Source organism: Winogradskyella arenosi (genome assembly GCF_003337305.1).
In the GTDB taxonomy this organism is placed as follows: Bacteria; Bacteroidota; Bacteroidia; order Flavobacteriales; family Flavobacteriaceae; genus Winogradskyella; species Winogradskyella arenosi.
In genome coordinates this window covers 192559-217812 of sequence record NZ_QPJO01000001.1, presented here as the reverse complement: position 1 = coordinate 217812, position 25254 = coordinate 192559, and the positions used below count along the sequence as shown (strand labels likewise).

The window sequence follows — 25254 nt, the reverse complement described above, 5'->3', positions numbered from 1 at the left end:
CGAGCCTCAATATAGTCTGGCAGGACGCCCGATGTGAGAAGAAATAAAGGCTGGGATTTGAGTAAAAAAAAGACCTAAACAAAGAGAGGTCTCAAAGTTTAGGTCTTGATATTATTTTATAAAAATGTAAGCTGTGTTTATTCCACGGTTACCGATTTGGCTAAATTACGTGGTTGATCTACATTTTTATTAAGCATTACCGCAATATGGTAGGATAACAACTGTAAAGGAATGGTGGTTAATAATGGCGATAAGCATTCTAAGGTCTCTGGAACCTCAATAACATGATCGGCCAATTCTTTAACGCTAGTATCTCCTTTAGTAACAATACCGATAATTTTACCTTTTCGAGATTTAATTTCTTGAATGTTACTCACCACTTTTTCGTAGTGTCCTTTTTTGGTCGCTATAACCACTACAGGCATTTGTTCATCAATTAAAGCAATTGGTCCGTGCTTCATTTCTGCAGCCGGATAACCTTCAGCGTGGATGTACGAAATCTCTTTTAATTTTAAGGCCCCTTCTAAAGCTACCGGGAAATTAAACCCTCTACCCAAGTATAGGAAATTTTTTGAATCTTTATAAATGTCAGACACTGTTTTAACGTAGGCGTCAGATTTTAAAGCTTCTTCCACTTTATTAGGAATCGTTTCTAATTCAATAAGGTGGTGTCTAAATTCTGAACTTGACATGGTTCCTTTAGCTCTAGCTAAACGTAAAGCCATTAAGGTTAATACCGTAATTTGTGTGGTGAACGCTTTAGTTGACGCTACTCCAATTTCTGGTCCGGCGTGGGTATAAGCTCCGGCATGAGTTTCTCTAGCAATGGTAGAGCCTACCACATTACAAACCCCAAATACAAAAGCGCCTTTAGACTTGGCTAGTTTGATAGCTGCTAAGGTATCTGCTGTTTCTCCCGATTGTGAAATGGCGATGACCACATCTTTTTCAGTAATAACAGGGTTTCTATATCTAAATTCTGAAGCGTATTCCACCTCAACAGGGATTCGTGCTAAATCTTCAAAAATATATTCAGCAACTAATCCGGCGTGCCAAGACGTTCCGCAAGCGACAATAATAATACGGTCGGCAGCTAAGAATTTCTTCATATTATCTTCAACACCCACCATTTTTATAATGGCTTCATTACTTAGAAGTCGACCTCTAAAGGTGTCTAAAATAGCACTAGGTTGTTCGTATATTTCCTTAAGCATAAAGTGGTCGTAACCCCCTTTTTCAATTTGCTCTAAGTTAAGTTGAAGTTCTTGAACGTAAGGGTCGATAATGGTGTCGCTTGTAATTTTGCGGACTTTAATTTTTCGACCTCGTCTAATAATTGCCATTTCTTCATCTTCAAGGTAAACAGCATTTTTAGTGTACTCTATAAATGGCGAAGCATCACTAGCAATAAAAAATTCATCATCACCAATGCCTATTGCTAAAGGACTTCCTAGTTTGGCAACGACAATTTCATTCGGTTTATTTTTATCAAACACGGCAATAGCGTATGCCCCTACAACTTGGTTTAGTGCAATTTGTACTGCTTTTCCTAGTTTAAGGTTTTCACTTTTCTTAACGTCTTCAATAAGGTTGACTAAAACTTCAGTGTCTGTATCGGATTGAAAAGTGTACCCACGCTTAATTAACTCTTTCTTTAAGGCATCGTAATTTTCTATGATACCGTTATGGATAATTACGAGATCGCCAGAGTTAGAATAATGAGGATGTGAATTGACATCATTAGGAACGCCATGGGTTGCCCAGCGGGTATGTCCAATTCCTAAAGTTCCATCGGTAGCAATTTCATTCTCAATTTTAGTTTTAAGATCAGAAACTTTTCCTTTCGTCTTAGAAAGTTTTATATTATTGCCATCATATAATGCAATACCTGCACTATCATAACCACGGTATTCTAGTCTTTGTAGACCTTTAATTATAATAGGATAGGCCTCTTGGTGCCCTATATATCCAACGATTCCACACATAAATAGTCGCTTTTAATTATTAGGTTCTGTGTAATAGATTTCTAAATATACACGTTTGCTCTCTTCTGGAGTGGTATTCCCATGTAAAATTGTGCCTCTAGGTGAAAGAATAGAGCTTACAGGAACCGTTAAATCTAATCCTTCATCATTTTGCTCTTTATTTTGAGTAAAACTAACGCTAGGGTCTTCGATATTTACATTTAAAGAAACGGCTAAACCTAATTCAACATTTGTAGAGTCTCTCAATAATAAGTTATTGATATGCTCTGTAATTTTAAATTTATATTTTACACCTTCACCATCAATTTCATCATCTACACGTTCTAAAGCGCCAAGATGATTGGTTTTAGAAAAGGAAGGTAGAGCACTATTGGTTACGTCTAAATAGTAATCAATTAAAGGCGCTTTATTATCAACATCATATAGGTATAAGCGGTTAGGTTCGTTTTCAGGATCTGCACCTAACATAGCTAACTCATCTCTATCGACATAAAACACTAAATTGGCTTCATTGACTAAACGTTTAGAGCTAACAAATTCGTTGTTTTCAAGATTAACGTACTCGTTTCTGAAACTTTCAAAATTGCTAAGTCCAGTTTCTTCATCTATCCCTTGAAATAATTTTATACCTGCAATGGCACCTTCACCACCTTTTAAATAGATTTTAGAATCTCCGGTTTCTGCATTTCCGTCATTTAAGGGAAGACTATAATCGGTTTCAAGGAAGTTGATTTTATTGGTTCCAAAAGTTAAGACGTAAGTTCCGGTGTCTCTTAATTCATCATCATCAACCGTAGAGGCTGTTAATTTTGAATAGTAAATGGTAACATTGGCGTTGTTGGCGCTTCCGGTGTTTAAGAAGATGTAGCTGCCATCATCGTTATAAGCTTCAGCTTTAAAATAAAGTCCTCTAAAGTAGTTGTAAAAATTATTTTGGTTACTTAAAACGGCATCACCTTCTTTGTCAATGATTTTGTTTTTCCAAAACGTTGGGTCTAACTTAACTCTGATAGCTGGAGCAACACGCTCGGTAAGGGTTGTTTCGGTATCATCTTCATCCGCATCTGGATTCTCAGATTCTAAAATAAAAACGTCTTCACTAATAGAAATGGTATTTCCTAGTGAGGTATGAGAGGTTTGTGGTGCAGCAAGAAACGTAAGTTCTTCACCTTCTAATACCGTTGTAGAAATCGGTTCTGTAGGAGAAGCTGATTTATCAGAGTAATACGCTTGGCCTTCACTAAAACTGGCACTAGGATCAAAATTTCTGATAAAATAGTTGTTTTCAAAGATTCTTAATTTGATGTCTTTATAAGTATCTCCGTCAGAAATTACAGAATCTAAAGTGTATGTAAGGTTGCCATCATCATCAAAATCAGTAGCAGTACTGTAAAAAGGAAGGGTTACAACAACAGAATCAATTTCTACCTCGTCTCCAAAACTTGGATCATAGGTTGAAGGTGTGAGTTGAGTTACAAAACTAGAGGTTACTCTTCCGTAAGCATCATCATAAACCCCAAGGGTGCTTAGCCCTAATTGGTTGGTTTGTACAGGATTTAAGGCCTTTGTATATGTGATGATGTCGTAATGGGATGAATCAATATCAAAATTTGTTGCAATATCGCTGTTGAGCACATCAGAATCCAAGGTCGCGTAATCACTATCGCAAGCTATAAAACTGAGGAAAATTAAACCAACGGATAAAATTTGTAAAGCAAATTTGTTGTTTTTCATAAATCGTATTAACCGTTTAAAACAGTGTTATTGTAAAACTCTGTATAAGGATCTGCAAATTCATCAATAGGAGAATAAGCTAATACAGGTTTATCTAAATCATTTAAATAAGTATCTAAAGCTTCAGGAAGTTCTTCCGAACCTCTAATAATAGCATCAGAGTTATTAATCGCTACTTTCATTAAATTAACATAATCTGGTTCTTTTAAAAGATCTGTAGCTTCTGCTGGAAGTCCGTCAAAATTAACTTTAGAGATCATGTCTTTATCTAACGTTCCTTCGAAGTTTTGATTGTATACCGAGGTCACAATTTTACTTTCTGTAAATAAAGGTTCGGTTTTATAAAACTCTTTTAAGTATAAAGGAAGTAAAGAGGCTAACCATCCGTTAACGTGAATGATGTCTGGAGCCCAGTTTAATTTTTTTACCGTTTCAATAACGCCTTTGGCAAAGAAGATAGCACGTTCGTCATTATCAGAAAATAGTTTTCCATTTTCATCGGTTAAAGTGGCTTTTCTCTTGAAATAATCTTCGTTATCGATAAAGTACACTTGAATTCTTTCTTTAGGAATTGATGCCACTTTAATAATTAAAGGCATATCAAGATCATTGATGACCAAGTTAATTCCTGAAAGTCTAATCACCTCGTGCAATTGGTGTCTTCTTTCATTAATATTACCAAAGCGAGGCATAAATATTCTTATCTGACCTCCTTGTTTGTTTACCATCCGAGGTGCTTCAAATGACATTGAAGAAATTTCTGTTTCTGGTAAATATGGAACAACTTCCGAGGACACATATAATATTCGTTTATCTTTCATAAATCTGCTGCTTTTGGAATTAATAGTAAAAAACATGCAAAATTACAAAAATTTGGGCAGATTGCTAGTATTATATTATGTTTGCACGCGTTAATTTTTTGTTACCACCGTGAAACGATTTTTAAATAAAACAGATTTGTCGCATCATTTAGATGCATTAAGAGCTAAAGAATGTCGTATTGGCTTTGTGCCAACTATGGGCGCCTTGCATGCGGGGCATGTGTCTTTAGTAGAGAAGGGATTGAGTGAAAATGAGGTGGTCGTGGTGAGTATCTTTGTAAATCCTACCCAATTTGATAACCCCGAAGACCTTGAGAAATATCCAAGGAGTGTGGCTACAGATATTGAATTATTACAAACAGTAGACCCTGAAAGGATTGTAGTGTATACACCGTCTGAAACCGATGTATACGGTGATGATGTGGTTTCAGAACCTTTTAATTTTGGCGGTTTAGAGCATGAGATGGAGGGCGCCTTTAGGGCTGGTCACTTTGATGGGGTCGGAACGATTGTAAAGCGTTTGTTTGAAATTGTAGAACCACGAAGAGCTTATTTTGGAGAAAAAGATTTTCAGCAATTACAGATCGTAAAGAAAATGGTAGCCCTTCATAAGCTACCTGTAGAGGTTATTGGATGTCCTATTCATAGAGAAGAAGATGGCTTGGCTATGAGCTCTAGAAATGCACGCTTAACCGAAGCGCATAGGGCTGCTGCACCTTTTATTTATGAAACAATTAAGACTGCCAAATTAAAGTTTGGCACAGAACGTGCAGAATTAGTAACGGAATGGGTTAACCTGCAATTTAAAAATCATACACTCTTAAAACTAGAGTATTTTGTAATTGCAGATACAACAACCTTAAAGCCAGTTGAAAAAAAATCATTAGAAAATACGTATAGAGCCTTTATCGCTGTATATGCAGGTGATATTAGATTAATAGATAATATCGCTTTAAATTAATTACCTTTGTGGCATGCAAATTCAAGTCGTAAAATCGAAAATTCATCGTGTAAGAGTTACAGGAGCAGACCTTAATTATATCGGTAGTATTACTATTGACGAAGATTTAATGGAGGCCGCTAACATTATACAAGGTGAAAAAGTTCAGATTGTTAATAATAACAATGGTGAACGCTTAGAAACCTATTGTATCCCTGGGCCACGTAATAGTGGCGAAATTACACTTAATGGAGCTGCAGCACGAAAAGTGGCTGTGGGTGATATTCTTATTCTTATTACTTATGGTATTATGGATATTGAAGAAGCAAAGGACTTTAATCCTGCATTAGTGTTTCCAGACGAGGCTACCAATCTCTTAAAATAAACGGGTGGGGCAACCTAAAACCATTCTAAAAGTGGTCATACCTTTACTCTTAGGAGTAGGATTGGTCTGGTATTCTTTATCTAAAATTTCCTTATCAACTTTAGTACAATATTTTAAAGATGCCGACTATGCTTGGATTCTCTTTGGTGTATTTTTAGGAGTTTTAAGTCACATTTCAAGAGCCTACCGTTGGTTGTATATGGCAGAGCCTTTAGGGTTTAAGCCAAAATTACCCAACAGTATTATGGCGGTGTATTCCGCTTACTTGATCAATTTTACAATTCCCAGAGCAGGAGAGGTGGCTAGAGGAACAATTTTGGCCAATTACGAGGGGATTCCTTTTGATAAAGGTTTCGGAACTATCGTCGCAGAGCGTATTGCAGATACTTTAATGCTTTTGGCTGTGGTGCTCATAGCCTTTTTCTTAGAGTTTGAGTTTATTTACCAATTTTTTGCTGCTAAGTTTAACGGTTTCGTCTTAATTGTTGGGGCTGTAGGGTTATTGTTGTGTGCATTGCTGTTGCTGATTTGGTTGAGAAAAAGCCATTCAAAATTTGCTTTAAAGGTGAAGGGATTTTTCTTAGGACTCTTAGAAGGTGCACTCAGTATTTTTAAGATGAAAAAAAAGTGGGCCTTTATTGGGCACACTTTATTTATATGGATCATGTATGTGTTAATGTTTTACGTCACCACTAATGCGTTGCCCGAGTTAGAACATATTTCTCTTACCCCTGTCCTTATTGGCTTTATTTTGGCTAGTTTTAGTATTGCTGCGACCAATGGCGGAATTGGGTCTTTCCCTGAAGCTGTGGTTATTGCTTTTTCATTATTCGGAATAGCAGAAGACCCCAGTAGAGCTTTTGGCTGGATTATGTGGTCTACACAAACCTTAGTGATTATCCTTCTTGGAGGGCTATCTCTGTTATATTTACCTATTTACAACAGAAAAGATAGGACATAATAAAATATTTTTTACCTTTCTATAAATTTTAATTTCCAATATCATATGAAGAATTTTTATGTGTTTCTCTTAATTCTTTTCATGTCTGTACAATTGCCGGCTCAGGCTATTTATAAGACCATAGATTCCTATAAGCTTGAAGGAACACGTGAATTAAAAATTCAGTTGCCTAGAAATTATAATCCTGAAGATAAGCGGTCTTACCCGTTAATTATCGTGCTAGATGGTGATTATTTGTTTGAACCGGTTGCCGGGAATATTGATTATCAGTCGTATTGGGAAGATATCCCTGATTGTATTGTGGTAGGAATTAATCAAGCCAGTTCTAGGGTGGATGATTTTTATTATGATGAAGAAACTTATTTTCCTTCTCATAATGGTGCGGCGTTTTATGAGTTTATGGCGGCAGAGCTCTTACCTTTTATCGAGGATCAATACAATGCCTCAAATTTTAGAATCGTTGTAGGGCATGATTTAAGTGCTAATTTTATAAACTATTACATGTTTAAGGACGATCCTATTTTTAGAGCTTATGTGACTTTAAGTCCTGATTTTGCTCCAGAAATGGTAAACAGATTGCAGCAACGCATGAACATCTTAACCGATGAAACCTTTTATTATATGGCTACTGCTGATGCCGATATTAAAGCCATTAGAGCGTCGGTTGTAGAGGCTGATGCGGTTATTAAAACTGTAGAAAATGAAAAGTTTCACTATAAATTTGATGAATTTAAAGACGCGAACCATTACTCCTTAGTAGGGAGAGGAATTCCTAAGGCTTTAAATCAAATATTTACTTTATTTAAGCCCATTAATGCTAAAGAATATAAAGAGCAAGTTTTAACTTATGAAGGGACACCTTTTGAATATCTGATGAAAAAGTACGCTGATATTGAACGTTTTTACGGTTTTGAAAAGAAATTGATAGAAAATGATGTGCGTGCTATCGCTGCTGCAAGTAATAAAAAAGGCGATGTAGAATCTTTAAAAGAACTCTCAAAATTAGTGAATAAACATTTCTCAAAATCTATGTTAAGCGCTTATTATTCTGGTATGTATAATGAGAAAATTGGGAATTTTAAAAGGGCTTTACAACGTTATAAATCGGGTTTACTGCTTGAGCCCTCACAAACTGTTGATAAAGAAATTATGCTTGATAAAATGTACGAAATTCAGGAAAAAATCAAATAATAGTGCATTTCATCGAAAAAATATCACCCTTTAGCGATTAATAAGAATATTTAAGTATGTTTGGGTTCCTAATTAACCCTGCTAACTATGAGGAATACAATACTTTCCGTTCTTACCTTGTTTATTTTTACAGCGTCCTATGCGCAACAAGTTACTTATAAAGAAATCGCATCATCAAATTTAAGTGCAGAACGTAAATTAAAAATAAAGCTTCCAAAAGGCTACGATCCTAAGGCCGATGAAAAATACCCAGTGATCATTGTGTTTGATGGAGATTATTTATTTGAACCTGTTGCAGGACAAGTCGATTTTCAAACTTACTTCGATAATATGCCAGGCTCTATTGTGGTTGGGGTGATGCAAGGCGAAAATCGTTTCTACGATGCCTATTATGATCCCGCAACCGGATTACCAACCGAATCAGGACTTAGATTTCACGATTTTATTGCAGACGAACTTTTACCTTATATAGACGATAAATACAATACCAGTAAATTTAGAGTGGCTGTAGGGCATGATACTATGGGGAATTTTATCAATTCTTATTTGTTTAAGCCAGATTTAGCATTTCAAGCCTATGTTTGTATTAGTCCAGATTTTATAGGGTCTTTAAGTAGTTTTATTTCAAAACGTTTATCGCTCTTCAAGGATGATGTGTTTTATTACATGGCAACGGCAGATAAAGATATTCCTCAAATTAGAGAAAATATTCTAGCTACGGATGCACAAATTAAGAGCTTAGATAACCAGCACCTCACGTATTATTTTGATGATTTTGAAAGTGAAACACATTACACGTTAGTCACTAGTGCCTTGGCAAGATCTTTTGAAAAGATTTTTGATATCTATAACCCGCTTAGAGAAAAGGAGCTTGAAGAAAAAGTGCTTCCTTATGAAGGGACCTTGGATCGTTATTTAACCGACCGTTACCAACGTATCGAAAAGTTATTTGGAATCAAGAAACAAATTAGTGAAGCTGAAATTGAAAAAGTAGCACTTGTTGCCGAGCAACGTGAAGACTTAAAATCCCTAGCCAAATTAGGGAACTTAGCCAATAAATTATATCCAGAATCGTTATTAGGAACTTATTATCTGGCACAATCTGCAGAAGCTTTAGGAAAGACTAAAAAAGCGAAAAAATTGTACGAGTCGGCATTAACATTAAATGATGGCGGACATATTGATAAAGAGTATATCTTTTCAAAAATTGACGAGTTAACCGTGGCAGATGTTGATGAAGAGGTTGACGAAGACGATGATGTTGAAGAAAACTAAGAAAAACCTATAACGTTTACAGGTTGTATGTTGTGTTTTTGCTGTAAACGAAATTGACCTTTATAAAGCTTTTGTACGCTTTATAAAGGTCTTTTTTTATTGTGGCATTTCATCTGTCTTAGAAAGTCATCAATTAAAATTGTTTTAATTTAGGCGTTTTAAATTCTATAATAGCGTTCTCTTAAGGCGGAAAGAATAATATGGCTAAAGTAAAAACAACTTTTTTTTGTCAGAATTGTGGCAGTCAATATGCAAAATGGCAAGGACAATGTACCTCGTGTAAAGAATGGAATACCATTGCTGAAGAGGTGATTCAAAAACCAGAAAAAAGCGATTGGAAACTTCCAACGACACCCTCTAAGCGGGCTGCAAAACCCTTACTTATCAATGAAATTGATACCTCGCAAGAAGCGCGTTTAGATCTGTGTGATGGGGAGTTTAATCGTGTGCTTGGTGGTGGTATGGTTCAAGGCTCATTAACGCTTTTAGGTGGAGAGCCGGGTATTGGAAAAAGTACGCTTTTGCTACAAATGGCCTTAAAATTACCTTATAAAACCTTATATGTTTCGGGAGAGGAAAGTCAGAAACAAATAAAAATGCGTGCCGAACGTATAAATCCAAGTAACAACCATTGTTACATCCTTACCGAAACCAAAACTCAAAATATTTTTAAGCAAATAGAAGCTTTAGACCCGGATATTGTGGTGATAGATTCTATTCAAACCCTACATAGCGATTATATCGAATCTTCTGCCGGAAGTATTTCTCAAATTAAAGAGTGTACCACCGAACTTATTAAGTTTGCCAAGGAAACCGCAACGCCGGTCTTGCTTATTGGGCATATTACTAAAGACGGACACATTGCTGGGCCTAAAATTTTAGAACATATGGTAGATACGGTGTTGCAGTTTGAAGGCGACCGTAATCATGTATTCAGAATTCTTAGAGCGAATAAAAACCGTTTCGGGTCTACCAATGAACTCGGTATATATGAAATGCAAGGTTCTGGGTTGCGGGAAGTGTCTAATCCTTCAGAAATCTTAATTTCAGAAAAGGACGGTGAACTTTCTGGTAATGCCGTTGCTGCAACCTTAGAAGGCTTAAGACCCTTAATGATAGAAGTGCAAGCTTTGGTGAGTACGGCAGTTTACGGCACACCACAACGTTCTGCTACAGGTTTTAATGCCAAGCGACTAAACATGTTATTAGCTGTTTTAGAAAAACGAGCCGGTTTTAGATTGGGAGCAAAGGATGTCTTTTTAAATATTACGGGAGGTATTACCGTTGATGATCCAGCTATTGATTTAGCCGTGGTGGCTGCTATTTTATCGTCTAATGAAGATGTGGCTTTAGAAAGCGATTATTGTTTTGCTGCTGAAGTTGGTTTGTCTGGAGAAATTAGACCCGTACAACGTGTAGAGCAACGTATTTTAGAGGCTGAAAAATTAGGGTTTTCAACCATTTTTATCTCCAAATACAATAAAATTCCCCTAAAAAAGACGGGCATTAAAATTCAACTCATTTCTAAGATTGAGGATTTGGTTGGCTTTTTAGTCTAACAAATTTTAAAGGATCTTATTAGACGGACCTCACCGGTTTTTTAAGCCCGTGAGGTCCCCTTATGTTTCTCCCTTATTATCTTATTATATTTCCACAAAATTCTGTAATTTCGCTCCTCGAAAATAAAACAGAATAATGAGCACAAAGTTCCCTGAATACAAAGGACTTAACTTGCCAAAGGTTGCAGATGACATCAGTACCTATTGGGAAGCTAATAATATCTTCGATAAAAGTGTAACCTCTAAAGAAGGAAAACCACCTTTCGTTTTTTTTGAAGGACCTCCTTCAGCCAACGGATTACCTGGTGTACACCACGTTTTAGCACGTGCGATTAAAGATATTTTTCCGCGTTACAAAACCATGAAAGGGTTTCAAGTAAAACGTAAAGCGGGTTGGGATACACACGGTTTACCAGTGGAACTTGGTGTAGAAAAGGAACTGGGGATTACCAAAGAAGATATTGGTAAAAAAATCACTGTAGAAGAGTATAATGAAGCTTGTAAAAAAGCCGTGATGCGTTATACAGATATCTGGAACGACCTTACACAGAAAATGGGCTATTGGGTAGATATGGACAATCCATATATTACTTACAAATCTAAGTACATGGAATCGGTTTGGTGGTTACTAAAACAGATTTATGAAAAAGATTTAATCTACAAAGGTTACACCATTCAGCCCTATTCGCCAAAAGCAGGAACCGGTTTAAGTTCACACGAGCTCAACCAACCAGGAACTTACCAAGATGTTACCGATACGACTATTGTAGCTCAGTTTAAAGCAAAAGCAGAATCCTTGCCAGAATTTCTTCAGAATGAAGGTGATATTTTCTTTTTAGCATGGACAACGACCCCGTGGACGCTTCCTAGTAACACGGCATTAACCGTTGGTCCTAAAATTGAATATGTTTTAGTGGAGACCTATAACCAATACACGTTTAAACCTATGAATGTGGTGTTGGCAAAGAATTTGGTCAACAAGCAATTTGATGGGAAATTTAAACAAGTAGAGACGAAGCCTGAATTATTAGACTACAAAGAAGGGGATAAAAAGATTCCTTTTTATGTGGTTAAAGATTTCGTTGGAAAAGATTTAGTGGGAATTACTTACGAACAGTTGTTACCATATGCTTTACCAAACGACAATCCTGAAAATGCATTTAGAATCATCTCTGGAGATTTCGTAACTATTGAAGATGGTACTGGTATCGTACACACCGCACCAACTTTTGGAGCTGATGATGCCTTGGTAGCTAAACAAGCTTCACCAGAAGTGCCACCACTTTTAGTAAAAGATGATAATGATAATTTAGTGCCATTAGTAGATTTACAAGGGAAATTCAGACCAGAAATGGGAGAATACGCTGGTAAATATGTGAAGAATGAATATTATGATGAAGGCGAAGCACCAGAACGTTCTGTAGATGTAGAGCTCGCTATTCAGCTTAAAACAGAAAATAAAGCCTTTAAGGTTGAAAAATATAAGCACAGTTACCCAAATTGTTGGAGAACCGATAAGCCAATCTTATACTATCCATTAGATTCTTGGTTTATTAAAGTGACCGATGTTAAAGGGCATATGCACGAGCTTAATACAAGCATTAACTGGAAACCAAAATCAACTGGAGAAGGGCGTTTTGGAAATTGGTTAGCTAATGCAAATGACTGGAATTTATCTAGATCTCGTTTCTGGGGAATTCCATTGCCAATTTGGAGATCCGAAGATGGAAAAGAACAATTATGTATTGGTTCTGTTGCCGAATTAAAAGAGGAAATAGCAAAATCTGTTGAAGCAGGTGTGATGTCTGAAGATATTTTTGCTGACTTTGAAGTCGGTAACATGTCTGAAGCCAATTACGAAACTATCGATCTCCATAAAAATGTAGTGGATAAAATTGTTTTAGTTTCAGCCTCAGGTCAACCGATGAAACGCGAAAGCGATTTAATTGATGTGTGGTTCGATTCTGGTTCTATGCCATATGCACAATGGCATTACCCATTTGAAAACAAAAATCTTATTGATAATAACGAAGCCTTTCCGGCAGATTTTATTGCTGAAGGGGTAGACCAAACACGTGGATGGTTTTATACCTTACATGCTATCGGAACTATGGTTTTCGATTCTGTAGCTTACAAAAATGTTGTGTCTAACGGCTTGGTTTTAGATAAGAATGGACAAAAAATGTCTAAGCGTTTAGGTAACGCCGTAGATCCTTTTGAAACCTTATCTAAGTATGGTGCGGATGCTACACGTTGGTATATGATTAGTAACGCTAACCCTTGGGATAACCTAAAATTTGATAGCGAAGGTATTGCTGAAGTGAGCCGTAAGTTTTTCGGAACGCTTTATAACACCTATTCATTCTTTACATTATATACCAATATTGATGGCTTTAGTTATAGTGAAGCCGATATTCCATTAAATGAACGACCAGAAATAGACCGTTGGGTACTTTCAGAATTAAACACCTTAATTCAGCGTGTAGATGAATACTATGCGGAATATGAACCAACTAAAGCCGCAAGAGCGATTTCAGACTTTACACAAGATCATTTAAGTAACTGGTACGTGCGTTTAAGTCGAAGACGTTTTTGGAAAGGGGATTACCAAACCGATAAAATTTCGGCTTATCAAACCCTTTATACTTGTATGGAAACCATTGCAAAGCTTGGTGCACCAATTGCCCCATTCTTTATGGACCGTTTGTATTTAGACCTTAATGCCGTGACTAAAAAGGAAACTTTTGAAAGTGTGCATTTAGCAGATTTCCCAGTCGCAGATACCACGGTAATTGATACCGTTTTAGAACGTAAAATGTACAATGCACAGACCATTTGTTCTTTGGTCTTGTCGTTACGTGCTAAAGAGAAGATTAAAGTGCGTCAACCGCTTCAAAAAATTATGATTCCTATTCAGAATCAACAACAAAAAGAAGAGATTGCTGCAGTGTCTGAGTTAATAAAACATGAAGTTAATATTAAGGAAATAGAGCTTTTAGAAGATGCATCTGATATTTTAGTGAAGCAGATAAAACCTAATTTTAAGGCTTTAGGCCCTAAATTCGGGAAAGATATGAAGCTGATTGCCAACGTTGTAAGAGGTTTCTCGGCTGACGATATTAAAAAAATTGAGCAAAATGGCCAATTAGATATAAATATTGGAGAAAAAAACGTTACTTTAGGATTGGAAGATGTGGAGATTACATCGCAAGATATTGAAGGATGGCTAGTAGCTAATGAAGGGGCTTTAACAGTGGCTTTAGATGTTACCATAAGCGAAGATTTACGTGAAGAAGGGATTGCTAGAGAGTTAGTAAACCGTATTCAAAACCTACGTAAAGATTCAGGATTTGAAGTTACTGACAGAATTAACGTACAAATTCTTAAAGATGACCCAATTGTTAAGGCTGTGACTTCAAATGAAGCGTATATTAAATCTGAAACGTTGACCGATGAATTAGAAATTACGGACACTTTAGACAATGGTATAGAAATTGTATTTGATAATGTCAATACCAAATTGTTTATTAAAAAACACTAACATTATGGCAACAGAAACAAAAACCAGATATTCAGATAAAGATTTAGAAGAGTTTAGAGCTATTCTTTTAGAAAAAATTGATAAAGCAGAGCACGATTTAGAACTTATAAAAAGTGCTTATATGAATGATTTTGATAACGGTACGGATGATACGTCACCTACATTTAAAGCGTTTGAAGAAGGTAGTGCAACAATGAGTAAAGAGTCTAATTCTGCATTGGCCATTCGCCAAGAAAAGTTTATTAGAGATCTTAAAAATGCGATTATTCGTATTGAGAATAAAACGTATGGTATTTGTCGTGTTACCGGAAAATTAATTAATAAAGAGCGTTTAAAGCTCGTTCCTCATGCGACTTTAAGTATTGAGGCTAAAAATATGCAATAGGCGTATTTGCTTTAGTTGTAAGCGCCAGCATATTGTATATGTGTTTACATTACTAAAATTATAAGGCCTTTAAGATGCTGTTTATGACTTTAGTAATTGATAATAAAAGACCTTTCAGATTTGTTAAATCTGGAAGGTCTTTATGTTTAACCCTTATTTTATTTTGCCTCAGTTTTAGTCTTAGCAGCCAGAACATATGGCAACAACAACGCTCTGCTCAAGGTATAGAAGCGGTGACCATTAATGGAAATCAAATCTTTAATATTGAAATTTCGACGTCTAAAACAACGGAGATAAAAGCGACGTCTATAGTCGATGGAGCCTATCAGAATGATTTTCAAGTGTTGCTTAAAGCTCAAGATAAGACCTTATACTTAAGTTTAGAAAAGCTGTCTTTGTTAGATATCCCTGATGATAAGCGTAATGCTCATAAGGTTATTGCCGCCACCTTAAAGTTAGAAATTCCGGAGGAGCTTAGGCTTAATATTTTAAGTGATATTGCCTCGGTTAACATAGATGGTGCGTATAAATCGCTTTATATTGAATTATTAAGAGGGGCGTGCTACGTAGTGGGGACGGCTCAAAGTGCTACCATAAATACTATTGATGGCGATATCGTTGTAACCACGACAAATGGCACTTTTGATGCCCATTCTAACCACGGAGAAATTAAGGTGCCCCATAACGATAAGGCATCGTCGCTTTGGACATTAACCTCCATTAATGGTGATATTTCCGTTAAACAATAAAATTAAAGTTTATTTTTACTTAAAAACCTCTCATGTCTTTAAAGCGCGCTTCGGTTATTATTGCTGTTGTTTTATTGATCGATCAGATCAGTAAAATTTATATTAAGACCCATTTTCAATTGGGTGAGGATGTTACCGTATTTTCTTGGTTTAAAATTGCTTTTATAGAAAACGATGGGATGGCTTGGGGGACAAAATTGAGTGATTTTACAAGCTTAATTTCCGATCATACCGCTAAATTAATCTTAACCTTATTCCGTATTGTTGCGGTTATAGGTATAGGATTTTGGTTGGTCGATGTTATAAAGAAAAAGAAATCAGCCACCTTAATATTTGCCATTGCTATCATTTTTGCTGGCGCTTTAGGGAATATCTTAGATTCTGTTTTTTACGGTTTATTGTTTAATGATAGCGTTATGCAAGTGGCTAGCTTTTTACCTGAAGAGGGCGGTTATGCCGATATTTTTCATGGCAATGTTGTAGACATGTTACATTTTCCTATTTGGAGTGGTGTTATGCCAGAAAACCTGCCTTTGATTGGTGGGAAATATTTTTCTTTTTTCGATCCCGTTTTTAATGTGGCTGATATGGCAATAAGCACTGGGATTGGAATTTTAATTGTGTTTAACAAAAAGGCCTTTAAAGAGTCTTCTAAAACGCATACACCTGATCAGGAGTTACACAGTAATCCAATTTAATATCATTGTCTAAAACTTCAAAAGGAGCGTCTGTAACCTCAAAAAAGGATAAGCCTATTTTTAGAGTTTCGGGTTTGCACTGGGCTAAAAAACGATCGTAAAACCCTTTTCCGTAGCCTACTCTATGTCCAGTAGCATCAAAAGCTAATAAGGGGATAAAAACCACGTCTAATTGCGTTGGTTGAATCTCAATACCATCAACCGGTTCAGGGATGTTGTATTTGTTTTTTTTAATTCGGGTGTTGTCCATAAGGAGGTAATGCGTCATAGAGTAATCTTCAAAATGACTTTTAGAAATGATAATATTTTTATCCTTTCCGGAGAGAATATTTAAAATATAATCGGTATTAATTTCCTTTTGTTCTTCAATCGTTAAGAAAAGGTGGTAAAAGGTATGGTTCCAAATCTTCAGGCTTAACAACTGATTGGCAATAGCCAAACTAAATTCTTCAATTTGATCCGTGGTCAGGTTGGCTCTTAGCTGCTTATACATTTTACGAAGTTGGGCCTTATTCATGGTTTAACTTTTGTAGAGATATGGAAAATAGCATCACCTTGATAAATAATAGGCGACTCGTTAATATTAAAAATGTAGCCATTGTTTGGCGCTTTTACAAAATGGTTAAAACTACCATACGGATCGGTAATACTTCCTAAGATGTCACCCTTTGTTACTTCAGAATTTATGCTGATTGTGGCTTTAAACATCCCCGAGTATTTGGCTCTAATCCATTTGCTGTCTAACAAGTGAATACATGGTTTTTTAGGTTGTGAGACCTTAAAGTTTCGGCCAAGCATATTGAGATGGTGCAATACTCGTTTGGTGCCATTAACGGCTGTATTTGTAATGCTATTATCGATATAAGATGATTTTCCACCTTCAAATAAAAGGATAGGAATCCCCGATTTAAAACATGTTTTTCTAAAAGATTTACTGAGATTTTTAGAGTAGAGTACAAAAGGAGCGCCAAACACATTTGCCAATTCATCTAAATAGGGATCGTCTTTTATGATGCGGATTTGTGCTGCGTTAAAGCGATTGGCACCACCGGTATGAAAATCTAAAACTAAATCGGCATGCGGTAATATCTCGTTAACGAGTTTATTGGCCACTCTACTAGCTAAGGATCCGGCGCTGGTTCCCGGAAATACACGGTTAAGATCCCGACCATCCGGAAACTCCCGGTTTAAGTGAATAAATCCAAAAACATTAATAACCGGTATGCAAATAATAGTACCACGTTTCGGTTTGTTGAGGCCCTTAGAAATAATTTGACGTACAATCTCTACCCCATTAACTTCATCGCCGTGAATACCCGCAGTAATGAGGACCACCGGGCCTGGTTTTTTAGAACGTTCAATAATTACCGGGACATCAATGGTGTTTTGGGTATGTAATTTAGCAACGTTAAAACTGACTTTAGCACTTTGGCCTAAGCCTACATTTTTGCCTAAAATTCGTAATACATCTGGTTCGCTCATTTCAACATTTTAAGGCTTTGCCTATTAATTTCTATTACGCTCAATAAATGTAATAATGGCTTTAGCTATATTTTTTTGTGTAGCGCCTTCAATTCCTTCTAAGCCGGGTGTAGAATTAACTTCTAATAATAACGGTCCTCGTGTAGATTGTAACATATCGACCCCACAAACCGGAAGTTTTAAGACTTTAGCGGCATTCATGGCTAGTTTAAGCTCATCGGGTTCTAATTTTATAATATTAGCAGAGCCTCCACGGTGTAAGTTAGATCTAAATTCGCCTTCTTTCCCTTGACGTTTCATGGCACCTACCACTTGACCATCAACGACCAAAGCTCTTAAATCGGCCCCTTTCGCTTCTTTAATGAATTCTTGGACAATGACCCTTGCTTGAAGACCATTAAAGGCTTCTAGTACAGATTCTGCTGCATTTTTAGTTTCGGCTAAAACAACCCCTAAACCTTGAGTCCCTTCAAGAAGTTTTATAATTACAGGTGTACCACCCACATAATCAATAACCTCTTCAACATCTCTAGAATAATTGGTGAAAACGGTTTTAGGCATGCCAATACCAGCTTTACTTAGGCGTTGTAAGCTTCTTAATTTGTCTCGAGAACGCGTTATAGCATCCGAAGATGCAATCGTAAATACGCCCATTTCTTCAAATTGCCTTACTACGGCACAACCGTAAAAGGTTACTGAAGCGCCAATTCTAGGAATGATAGCATCAACGTCATCTAAATAACGATCTTTATAGTAAATGGTGGGTTTCTCCTTTTCGATAATAATATCGCATTTTAAAGGGTCAATAATTTCCATTCTGTGACCTCTTTTTTCGCCTTCTTCTATAAGTCGTTGGGTGGAATAAAGTTCGGCATTGCGCGAAAGAATTACTATGTTCATGGAGTTAAAGTTTGTTTATAGGATTCATTTTCAAGATCGACATCGACCAAGTATTTGTGTTTTAAAAATTGTCGCCCAATAAGTACCGGAAATTTCATATCTGCACGAGTACTGAGGGTAAGATTAATCTTATATGTTTTTCCGAAGAATACAACGTTAGTTTTTATTTTATAACGGTTTTCTTTAAAACCATTACTGCTCTTCACATCAGTGTAAGTGTACGTGTCAAAAACCACTTCTTCACTTTTAAAATTAGGATGACCCTTGCTCTCAAAAATGCAGTAGAGTTTGCCGTTTTCTTCTCTAACTTTAGAGCAATGAATGGCAGAGGTATAGGCCCCTGTATCTATTTTAACGTCTATAGTGCTGAGTTTTAATTCAGGAAAATCGACTTTATCAACGCGACCTAAAATTTTTTTCGTCATGTATTCGTTTTATAAAAATGAGACGCAAGGTAATCATAAAGTGTCTTAAATTACACATATATTATTACCTTTGATTAAATGCCAAAATCTTCATTAGACATACAAATAAAAACGCTTCCGCACCTGCCTGGTGTCTATCAATATTTTGATAAAGACAACCGTTTAATCTACGTCGGAAAAGCTAAAGATATAAAAAAACGAGTAAGCAGTTACTTTAATAAACATCACGATTATGGTAAAACTCGGGTTTTAGTTAAAAATATCGTTTCAGTAAAACACATTGTTGTAGAAACGGAAAACGATGCACTTCTCCTTGAGAATAATCTTATAAAAAAATACAAACCTAAATACAATGTATTGCTTAAAGATGATAAATCTTATCCTTGGATCTGTATTAAAAAAGAGCGTTTTCCTAGAGTGTTTCCTACACGACGTGTTATTAAAGATGGTTCGGAATATTTTGGACCTTATACGAGTATGAAAACCGTAAAAACTTTGTTGGGTTTAATTAAAGGCTTGTATCAATTACGAACGTGTAATTATGATTTGTCCGAAGCTAAAATAGAATCTGGAAAATATAAAGTTTGTTTAGAATATCACTTAGGAAATTGTAAAGGGCCATGTGAAGGGTATGAAACTGAAGAGGAATATCAAAGTAATATTATTGCCATTAGAGAAATTTTAAAAGGAAATTTTAAAGATTCTTTACAGCAATTTAGAATCCAAATGCGTAAGCATGCAGAGGCCATGCAATTTGAAGAGGCACAGAAAATTAAGGAAAAATTGGAGGTGTTAGAAAATTATCAGGCTAAGTCTACCATTGTAAATCCTAAAATTAGTAATGTTGATGTGTTCTCTATTGTTAGTGATGAAGGCTATGCTTATGTTAACTTTTTACAGCTGAGTTATGGGTCTATAATTAGGTCGCATACCTTAGAACTTAAGAAGAAATTAGAAGAGACGGATACTCAACTTTTAGCTTTAGCAATTACGGAAATACGCCAACGTTTTAATTCTAACTCTAAAGAAATATATGTGCCGTTCCCAGTAGATCTAGGAGCCGATATTAAAATTACTGTCCCTAAACTTGGGGATAAAAAGAGTATCTTAGATTTGTCTATTAGAAATGCTAAGTATTACCGTATGGATAAGTTGAAGCAAATTAAGATTGTAGACCCTGATCGGCATGCCAATAGGATTATGGCACAGATGAAAGCCGATTTGCTACTTTCTGAAGAGCCAAGGCATATTGAATGTTTTGATAATTCTAATATTCAAGGAACCAATCCCGTGGCGGCTTGTGTGGTCTTTAAAGATGGAAAACCGAGTAAAAAGGATTACCGTCATTTTAATATAAAAACGGTTGTAGGTCCTGATGATTTTGCTTCTATGGAAGAGGTGGTTTATAGACGGTATAAACGTTTGTTAGATGAAGATCAGCCGTTACCACAACTTATTATTATTGATGGGGGTAAAGGGCAACTGTCTTCGGCTTTAAAGAGTTTAGATGTTCTTGGTTTACGAGGTACTATTGCCATCATCGGAATTGCTAAACGCTTAGAAGAATTGTTTTATCCAGATGATCCAATTCCGCTATATTTAGATAAGAAAAGTGAAACGTTGAAAGTTATTCAACATTTAAGAAATGAAGCCCATCGTTTTGGGATAGAACATCATAGAAATCGCAGAAGTAAAGGGGCTTTAACCACAGAATTGGAAAATATTTCAGGGGTTGGAGAACAAACGATTGTAGATTTAATGAAGCAGTTTAAAACCGTGAAGCGTATTGCAAACGCTAAATTAGACGAATTAGAAGCTGTTGTTGGAGTTTCTAGAGCGCGTAAAGTATATAATTATTATCATAAAGAATAGCCTTCTGTCAATGAGAGTGGTTTGTCTTTTTAGTATAGAACGCTGAGTATATGAAAATAACACCTGTTATAGTAGTCCTGTTTTTAATGGTGCTTTTTCCTGCAAAGGCTCAAGAACATACTCGCGCCTCAGAACCCAAGGTGGGTTTGGTGTTAAGTGGAGGTGGGGCTAAAGGCTTCGCGCATATTGGCGTTTTAAAAGTCATTGATAGCTTAGAAATTAATATCGATTATGTGGCGGGCACAAGTATGGGTGCTATTATTGGCTCTTTATATGCCTCAGGCTATTCTGGGAAACAATTAGAAGCGATTTTTGAAGCTCAAGATTTTGATATTTTAATTAATGATGATTTTCCAAGAGCCTCAAAATCATTTTACGAGCGCGAAAACACAGAGAAATACGTGGTTAATCTCCCCTTTGATCACTTTAAAATAGCCTTGCCTTCAGCTTTATCTCGCGGACAAAATGTCTATAACTTAATGTATCAGTTACTGCTGCCGGTAAGTGATATTTCAGAATTTAATAAATTACCGATTCCATTTTTTTGCATGGCCACTAATATGGAAACTGGCGAATCCCTTTTAATGGAAAAAGGCAAATTGGCTGAGGCTGTCGCGGCGAGTGGGGCTTTACCGTCTTTGTTTCAACCCGTAGTGATTGATGGCAATATTTTAATAGATGGTGGGGTAACCAATAATTTTCCTGTTGAAGAATTACGCGCCAAGGGCATGGATGTTATTATTGGTGTAGATGTACAAGATGCTTTAAAAGACCGGGAAGCTTTAAAATCGGCGCCAGAGATCTTAATGCAAATTAGTAATTTCCGAACCATCGAGGCCATGAAAACGAAGGCCGACTTAACGGACATCTATATTAAGCCTGATATTTCTGATTTTTCGCTTATTTCTTTTGATGAAGGAAAAGATATCATCTCTCATGGTACTAATGCGGCACTCATACAATTAGAATCCTTGAAAGCTCTTAAAGCGCAAAAACCACATTATGTAGAGCGACCAAAAGCTAAAATTCTAGACAGTTTAAAGATTCGCTCCGTGAGTTTAGACGGTAACGAGCGTTATACCAGGTCTTATATGATTGGGCGCTTAAAGTTTAAAGGCGATGAAAAAATTAGCTATTCAGACTTTAGAGAAGGGATAAATAATCTTATTGCAACCAACAATTTTGATGCCTTTCGGTATTTTTTAGAGCCTACTGAAAATGAAATGGAGTACGATTTTAAAGGTAAAATTGTAGAGTCTGAAACGACCACTTTTTTAAGACTTGGCTTGCATTATGACGGCCTTTATAAAAGTGCACTCTTGGCCAATCTTACCAAGAAAAAATTACTCTTTAATAATGATATTGCCTCATTAGATGTCATTTTAGGGGATCATTCCCGGTATAATTTAGATTACTTTATAGATAAAGGGTTTTATATTAGTTTAGGTTTAAGATCGCGGTATAATCAGTTTAATAAAAACGTGAATCCACGCTTAGCTTTAGATGAAGACTCGCCGCTATTAACGGGTTTAAATAAAATTGATGCCGAGATTGCAGATTTTACCAATCAGATTTATTTACAAACTATATTTAGAAAAGATTTTGCTTTGCGATTAGGGGCAGAGCATAAACGTCTTAAAATTACTTCAGAAACGATTTTAGGTGAAAATCAGGAGGACGAAATTACCTTTGAAAACACGGATTACTTTAGTTTGTTTGGAACACTAAAATTTGATAATTATGACAACTACCATTTTCCTAAAAATGGATTTTATTTTAACGGTAGTTTTCATCTGTATCTAGATGCATCGGGCTTTAATGATGAATTTTTAGAGTTTTCTATAGCTAAGGCCGATTTGGGTTATGCCTTTAGTTTTAATGATAAATTAGCGATGAAGGTTGAAGCCAATGGTGGTTTTAAAATTGGTGATATGTCCACACAAACGTTAGGGTTTGCCATAGGAGGTTATGGCAATAATTTTATTAATAATTTCTCTTCCTTTTATGGTTATGACTACCTCGCACTATCGGGAGACAGTTTTGTAAAAGGAACATTGACCTTAGATTACGAAATTTTTAAGAAGCATCATATTCTCTTAGCGGCCAACTATGCCAATATTGATGATGGCATCTTTGAGAGCGGGGCGTTTATTAGCAAGGTTGATTATACGGGCTATGCTTTAGGCTATTCCTTAGAAACTTTTTTAGGCCCACTAGAAGGGAAGTATACATTTTCTCCAGAAACCGGAAAGAGCTACTGGTTTTTTAATCTAGGATTTTGGTTTTAGTATAGGGCAAAAAAAAAGACCGTCTCAAGAGACAGTCTTTTTTTAAAGCTTTTCAATAGAAATAGATCTATTCTTGTGCTGTATCATCTGCACCATCTTCTTCTTCGTCATCGTCATCATCAGTCATAACAGCTAATCTGCTACGTCTTACTTGACAAACAACAGTGTTGTCTGGGTGCATAAATTTGTAATCTTCATTTTCAAGCTCAGTAATGTAAAGTTTATTACCGATTTTTAATGGAGTAATATCGATTTCAATAAAATCTGGAAGTTTAGATGGAATCGCTTTAACTCTAAGCTTACGGTAAGGCATTCTTAAGTTACCACCATTCATAACACCTTTAGAAGAACCAACAGTATGTACTGGAATTTCCATTGTGATTTCTTTATCATCAAAGATTTGGTAGAAATCGATGTGAATGATTTTGTCTGTTACTGGGTGAAACTGAATATCTTGCATAATTGCATTGTATTCTACACCGTTATCTAAGGCAATCACAACTGTATGAGCGTTAGCTGTATATACAAGTTTAGAAAAGGCCAATTCTGGTGCTGAGAAATGTAAAGGCTTGTCTCCTCCGTATATAACGCAAGGAACCTGACCAGCATTACGTAAGGCTTTTGTTGCTTTCTTGCCTACGCTTTCTCTTTGAGATCCGTTAATTGTAATTGATTTCATTTTGAAATGTTTGTTTGTTAAATTTTAATTCCCTCATTTTGAGGGCTGCAAATTTAGAGATTTTATATGAGAATATTACTGTAAGTTCTCTGTTTTTTGATAAGGGCTTGTTTTTAAGGGTTTAAGACTTGTTTTTGTGATTAAATACAGGCCCTAATAGTGGTCTTACATCACAAATTTATTGCTTATAGACTTGTTGCTATGAACGTTTTGCATTACTTCTGCAAATAAATCTGCGCAACTTAATACTCTTAGTTTTTTGCTTTCTTGTTTTAGAGGAATTGAATTGGTTACAATTAATTCTTCAAGCTTAGAGTTCTCTAATTTTTCGTAAGCATTTCCAGATAAAATAGGGTGGGTACAAATTGCTCTTACGCTTAATGCACCACGCTCCATCATAAGATCTGCTGCTTTTGTTAAAGTTCCGGCGGTATCCACCATATCATCTACAAGAATAACATTCTTTCCTGTAACATCACCAATAAGTTCCATATGAGAAATAACATTGGCTTTAGCGCGTTGCTTGTAACAGATCACCACATCGCTTTTTAAAGCTTTAGAATAGGCATAGGCTCTTTTAGAACCTCCCATATCTGGAGAAGCAATGGTTAAGTTGTCTAAGTTTAAACTTTTTAAATACGGTAAAAAGATAGTTGAAGCGAATAAGTGGTCTACCGGTTTTTCAAAGAAACCTTGAATTTGGTCGGCATGTAAATCCATGGTGATAATTCTAGTGGCTCCGGCAGCTTCTAGCATTTTAGCTACAAGTTTAGCTGCAATAGGGACTCTTGGCTTGTCCTTTCGGTCTTGTCTTGCCCATCCAAAATAGGGTATAACAGCAGTAATGTGTCTTGCAGAAGCACGTTTGGCAGCGTCAATCATTAAAAGCATTTCCATTAAATTCTTTGGTCCTGGGTGGGTAGATCCTACAATAAAAATACGAGTTCCGCGAATTGATTCTTCATATGAAGGTTGAAATTCACCGTCACTGTAAGTCGATGTGATAACGTTACCTAATTTCACGCCATACGCTTTAGCGATTTGTTGAGCTAAGTCTTGACTTTGAGCACAAGTGAAAATTTTGGCTTCTGTGGTTTCGTAAGGCATTTGTTTATAGGGTTTTAGTTGTGTTGTGTTGTGTTTTTTACGTGAGGGCAAATTTAGAAAATTATTTTGCGCCAAAAAATTATAAAACCTACTATTTTTTGGTGTTTAGCCCGAATTTATTTATTACTTTTGCTGTCCGAAATTGCTCAAGTGGTGGAATTGGTAGACACGTTGGATTCAAAATCCAATGTCGCAAGACGTGCGGGTTCGATTCCCGCCTTGAGTACGATTAAAAAGAAAAGCCCTAAAAACGTTGTTTTATAGGGCTTTTTTTAGG

At 36.1% G+C, this 25254-nt stretch carries 21 protein-coding genes and 1 tRNA gene; 13 read left to right on the top strand and 9 right to left on the bottom strand.

Going from position 1 to position 25254, the window contains the following annotated elements; all coding sequences use genetic code 11:
- Positions 1-137 precede the first annotated feature (137 nt).
- From glmS to DFQ08_RS00865, 3 genes are read right to left on the bottom strand one after another with little or no spacing between them, the layout of a single operon-like run.
- Positions 138-1985, bottom strand: a complete 1848-nt coding sequence (glmS, locus tag DFQ08_RS00875) for a glutamine--fructose-6-phosphate transaminase (isomerizing) (protein ID WP_114307914.1) — start codon at positions 1983-1985, stop codon at positions 138-140.
- Positions 1986-1997: 12 nt separating this feature from the next.
- Positions 1998-3719 carry a DUF4270 domain-containing protein gene (locus DFQ08_RS00870; protein WP_114307913.1) on the bottom strand — a complete coding sequence of 574 codons (1722 nt, stop codon included), beginning with the start codon at positions 3717-3719 and terminating at the stop codon, positions 1998-2000.
- 8 nt (positions 3720-3727) lie between these two features.
- Positions 3728-4540 (bottom strand): glycogen/starch synthase, encoded by an 813-nt coding sequence (locus DFQ08_RS00865; protein WP_114307912.1) that lies wholly within the window; start codon positions 4538-4540, stop codon positions 3728-3730.
- Between the two features lie 109 nt (positions 4541-4649).
- On the opposite strand from DFQ08_RS00865, the gene panC reads away from it, so the two are divergent.
- The 10 genes from panC to DFQ08_RS00815 all read left to right on the top strand — a co-directional run bounded on the left by panC (position 4650) and on the right by DFQ08_RS00815 (position 16224).
- Positions 4650-5501, top strand: coding sequence for a pantoate--beta-alanine ligase (gene panC / locus DFQ08_RS00860; protein WP_114307911.1), 852 nt, complete (start codon positions 4650-4652; stop codon positions 5499-5501).
- Between the two features lie 13 nt (positions 5502-5514).
- A complete protein-coding gene (gene panD / locus DFQ08_RS00855; RefSeq protein ID WP_114307910.1) occupies positions 5515-5865 on the top strand; it encodes an aspartate 1-decarboxylase in 351 nt (116 codons plus the stop codon).
- 4 nt (positions 5866-5869) lie between these two features.
- Positions 5870-6826 (top strand): lysylphosphatidylglycerol synthase transmembrane domain-containing protein, encoded by a 957-nt coding sequence (locus tag DFQ08_RS00850; RefSeq protein WP_114307909.1) that lies wholly within the window; start codon positions 5870-5872, stop codon positions 6824-6826.
- An 81-nt stretch (positions 6827-6907) separates the two neighbouring features.
- Positions 6908-8017, top strand: coding sequence for an alpha/beta hydrolase (locus DFQ08_RS00845; RefSeq protein ID WP_245935341.1), 1110 nt, complete (start codon positions 6908-6910; stop codon positions 8015-8017).
- 87 nt (positions 8018-8104) lie between these two features.
- Positions 8105-9292 (top strand): alpha/beta hydrolase, encoded by a 1188-nt coding sequence (locus tag DFQ08_RS00840; protein WP_114307907.1) that lies wholly within the window; start codon positions 8105-8107, stop codon positions 9290-9292.
- Positions 9293-9492: 200 nt separating this feature from the next.
- The gene (gene radA / locus DFQ08_RS00835; RefSeq protein ID WP_114307906.1) at positions 9493-10851 is read left to right on the top strand and encodes a DNA repair protein RadA; all 1359 of its coding nucleotides are present in this window, start codon (positions 9493-9495) and stop codon (positions 10849-10851) included.
- 136 nt (positions 10852-10987) lie between these two features.
- Positions 10988-14392 carry an isoleucine--tRNA ligase gene (gene ileS / locus DFQ08_RS00830; RefSeq protein ID WP_114307905.1) on the top strand — a complete coding sequence of 1135 codons (3405 nt, stop codon included), beginning with the start codon at positions 10988-10990 and terminating at the stop codon, positions 14390-14392.
- Between the two features lie 4 nt (positions 14393-14396).
- On the top strand, positions 14397-14777 hold the full coding sequence (locus DFQ08_RS00825) for a TraR/DksA family transcriptional regulator (RefSeq protein WP_114308635.1): 381 nt from the start codon (positions 14397-14399) through the stop codon (positions 14775-14777).
- A gap of 83 nt (positions 14778-14860) precedes the next feature.
- Complete coding sequence (locus tag DFQ08_RS00820) at positions 14861-15526, top strand: DUF4097 family beta strand repeat-containing protein (protein ID WP_114307904.1); 666 nt, start codon at positions 14861-14863, stop codon at positions 15524-15526.
- A gap of 32 nt (positions 15527-15558) precedes the next feature.
- Positions 15559-16224, top strand: coding sequence for a lipoprotein signal peptidase (locus DFQ08_RS00815; protein WP_114307903.1), 666 nt, complete (start codon positions 15559-15561; stop codon positions 16222-16224).
- Here DFQ08_RS00815 and DFQ08_RS00810 read toward each other — a convergent pair.
- The 4 genes from DFQ08_RS00810 to DFQ08_RS00795 are packed head-to-tail and all read right to left on the bottom strand — an operon-like array spanning position 16178 to position 19031.
- On the bottom strand, positions 16178-16741 hold the full coding sequence (locus DFQ08_RS00810; protein WP_114307902.1) for a 5-formyltetrahydrofolate cyclo-ligase: 564 nt from the start codon (positions 16739-16741) through the stop codon (positions 16178-16180). The two genes, DFQ08_RS00815 and DFQ08_RS00810, sit on opposite strands and share 47 nt — an antisense overlap.
- Complete coding sequence (locus DFQ08_RS00805; protein WP_114307901.1) at positions 16738-17706, bottom strand: succinylglutamate desuccinylase/aspartoacylase family protein; 969 nt, start codon at positions 17704-17706, stop codon at positions 16738-16740. The genes DFQ08_RS00810 and DFQ08_RS00805 overlap by 4 nt, the downstream gene beginning before the upstream one ends.
- A gap of 24 nt (positions 17707-17730) precedes the next feature.
- Positions 17731-18606: a 30S ribosomal protein S6--L-glutamate ligase gene (rimK, locus tag DFQ08_RS00800; RefSeq protein ID WP_114307900.1), complete on the bottom strand. Its 876-nt coding sequence runs from the start codon at positions 18604-18606 to the stop codon at positions 17731-17733.
- Positions 18603-19031 carry an ATP-dependent zinc protease family protein gene (locus tag DFQ08_RS00795; RefSeq protein ID WP_114307899.1) on the bottom strand — a complete coding sequence of 143 codons (429 nt, stop codon included), beginning with the start codon at positions 19029-19031 and terminating at the stop codon, positions 18603-18605. The genes rimK and DFQ08_RS00795 overlap by 4 nt, the downstream gene beginning before the upstream one ends.
- A 78-nt stretch (positions 19032-19109) precedes the next feature.
- Between DFQ08_RS00795 and uvrC the strand changes: the two genes are divergently transcribed.
- Positions 19110-20903: an excinuclease ABC subunit UvrC gene (uvrC, locus tag DFQ08_RS00790; RefSeq protein ID WP_114307898.1), complete on the top strand. Its 1794-nt coding sequence runs from the start codon at positions 19110-19112 to the stop codon at positions 20901-20903.
- 50 nt (positions 20904-20953) lie between these two features.
- Positions 20954-23191: a patatin-like phospholipase family protein gene (locus tag DFQ08_RS00785; protein WP_114307897.1), complete on the top strand. Its 2238-nt coding sequence runs from the start codon at positions 20954-20956 to the stop codon at positions 23189-23191.
- A 67-nt stretch (positions 23192-23258) separates the two neighbouring features.
- On the opposite strand, the gene DFQ08_RS00780 is transcribed toward DFQ08_RS00785, so the two are convergent.
- Together DFQ08_RS00780 and DFQ08_RS00775 are read right to left on the bottom strand one after the other, a co-directional pair.
- Positions 23259-23870, bottom strand: a complete 612-nt coding sequence (locus DFQ08_RS00780) for a 50S ribosomal protein L25/general stress protein Ctc (RefSeq protein WP_114307896.1) — start codon at positions 23868-23870, stop codon at positions 23259-23261.
- 165 nt (positions 23871-24035) lie between these two features.
- The gene (locus tag DFQ08_RS00775; protein ID WP_114308634.1) at positions 24036-24977 is read right to left on the bottom strand and encodes a ribose-phosphate pyrophosphokinase; all 942 of its coding nucleotides are present in this window, start codon (positions 24975-24977) and stop codon (positions 24036-24038) included.
- A 144-nt stretch (positions 24978-25121) separates the two neighbouring features.
- Here DFQ08_RS00775 and DFQ08_RS00770 point away from each other — a divergent pair.
- A tRNA-Leu gene (locus DFQ08_RS00770) sits at positions 25122-25203 on the top strand.
- Positions 25204-25254 lie beyond the last annotated feature (51 nt).